This window comes from Flavobacterium sp. AED (genome assembly GCF_000812945.1).
In the GTDB taxonomy this organism is placed as follows: Bacteria; Bacteroidota; Bacteroidia; order Flavobacteriales; family Flavobacteriaceae; genus Flavobacterium.
Window position 1 is genome coordinate 1 of sequence record NZ_JSYM01000012.1, and the last position, 2,090, is coordinate 2,090.

1 protein-coding gene is annotated in these 2,090 nt (G+C 32.2%); it reads right to left on the bottom strand.

Annotated features, from left to right (window positions below; genetic code table 11):
* Positions 1–717: 717 nt before the first annotated feature.
* On the bottom strand, positions 718–1,902 hold the full coding sequence (locus tag OA85_RS16895; protein WP_039111029.1) for a hypothetical protein: 1,185 nt from the start codon (positions 1,900–1,902) through the stop codon (positions 718–720).
* Between the last annotated feature and the right edge of the window lie 188 nt (positions 1,903–2,090).

Genomic DNA, 2,090 nt, shown 5'->3' on the forward strand with positions numbered 1-2,090 from the left:
GTCAAAAAAAACAGGCGGGTCTAGTCCCAAATAGTCATCTCCTAAAAAATCTTCATTGTCAATTAGAATTCTAACTTCATTGTCATTGGATTCTGGACTTGGTAATATTTTTAATGAAAGTCTGTTCATTGTTTTTTTGTTCTTTCGGTCTGTAAAATTGCCACTAACGTTCTGGCGCTTGGCGTGGTTGGGGACTAAAGATGCGAGATTTTTCGGTTAAACACAAATTTTCCAAATACAAAACCATTTTTAAATTCAGCCTAAAACCCCAATCTCGCCAAACGGCTGTTAGGCGGGGGTTGTTTAGGCGAAATTATCATTAAACCGCAAATTTTTCACGCTTCTGTTTTTCAAGTTTCTGTTTTTCAGATTCCAACTTTCACGTTTCCGCTTTTCAAGTTTCTACTTTTCAGATTCCAACTTTCACGCTTCTGCTTTTCAAGTTTCTGCTTTTCACGTTCTGCTTTTCAGATTTCCCCTTATAAATTCCAACTTTCACGTTTCTGCATTGTAAACTTCTTGCGGAAACCAATTTATTTTCTAATTGTTTTCATCTGCGTAATTTCGTCACAACTCACGCCTAACGTTCTGGTACTACAGCGGGTTTGGGACTAAGTTAAGCCCATTCTTCGGATTTGCCAAATCATCCCAAATACAAAACCAACTTTCCATTAAGCCTATTGCCCAAATCCGTTGTAGTAGCTGTTACCTGCCGTTTCATTCACCCAATATTTTTCCTCCTCTTTGCGATTTAAAAGTTCCATTTTTTATAAGTTCCGTTATAGCTTTTGAAACAATTACGTTAGAAAGTCCTAATTCTTTCGCAGTTCGCTTATGTTGATTTTTTTGCCAAGGTTGCTCAGGAAGTTTAAGCCTTATCTTTTCTATTAAGTGTTTGTCCAAAAGAATTGGTTTGTTGGAATTTTGATTAGATATTTTTGATACAATTATTGCTTTAATTTTACTTCTTTTAATTTCCGTTTCAACTATTGCAGTATATGCCAAAATTTGCATTGCAGTTCCTGAGAGATAAAAAGTTGGTTTTTCAGCACTATGAAAGACTTTTCTATCGAAAATATTATTAAACATACACAATGCATCTCCTGCCCAAAATTCATAATTAGATTCAAATATAGGCGTTGTTTTTTTAGTAAACTCTACTTCAATTTGACATTTTGCTTCAGGCTTTTTATTGTTTTTTTGCGTTGAAAAATTTTCCTTAGACCGATTTTTAACTTGTTCTAAAATTTCTTCAGAAAATTTTTTAAAATCTTCAAAACAGTTTTCAAGATAAAAATTCTCGACTGTAATGTTATGTCCTTGATAGTTATATTTATCTCTATAAAATTGATCAGTTTTCCCTAGACGATGAACTAAAAGATGTCTTCGTTGATGGTATTCCTCCATAATTTTGAATCCAGGGTAAATATTTGCAATATCAATTTTTAATGTTTTGTTATAATATTTTACAATTTCATTAAAGCCACCGCTTGAAAGCCTCCTCAATTCTTTAGAGATAACGAGATTATAAATATCGGCTGTAGATTTTATTGAAAGCAAGTCCGATTGTCTAAATTCTAAAATAATATTTTCCTTTTTAAATGGTTCTTTGTGAGAAATAAATATTTCACGGATTTGATCGATTAAAAAAACTTCTAAAGCAGAAACAAAACGAACAAATACAATTTCTGCTAAATTTTTTTGATTTTCACTTACTACTCCTTTAAGTTTACTTTTGTAAAAAGTTGGAGGATTTACTTCTATGTCAAGTTCGATTAAATTATCTTTCTTTTTTCGCCATTGATACAAAAAATAGTCAGTTTGGTCGTAAGCATATAAGCTCGACTTGTAAAAATTAATTAGTTTATTTAACTCGCTAATAAATTGTTGATGTGTTCTCATTTTTTTTAGAAATGGCAGGTAACGTTCTGGTACTACAGCGGGTTTGGGACTAAATTAAGCCCTATTTTCGGATTTGCCAAAACATTCAAATACAAAACTAACTTTCCATTAAGCCTATTGCCCAAATCCGTTGTAGTAGCTGTTAGTGGCAGTTTTTATTTTAATTCGTTGTTTAAAAAATGTTTTGC

Excerpts from the sequence above, each read along its gene's own strand:
- OA85_RS16895 (WP_039111029.1), bottom strand. The coding sequence starts at position 1,902 with ATGAGAACACATCAACAATTTATTAGCGAGTTAAATAAACTAATTAAT.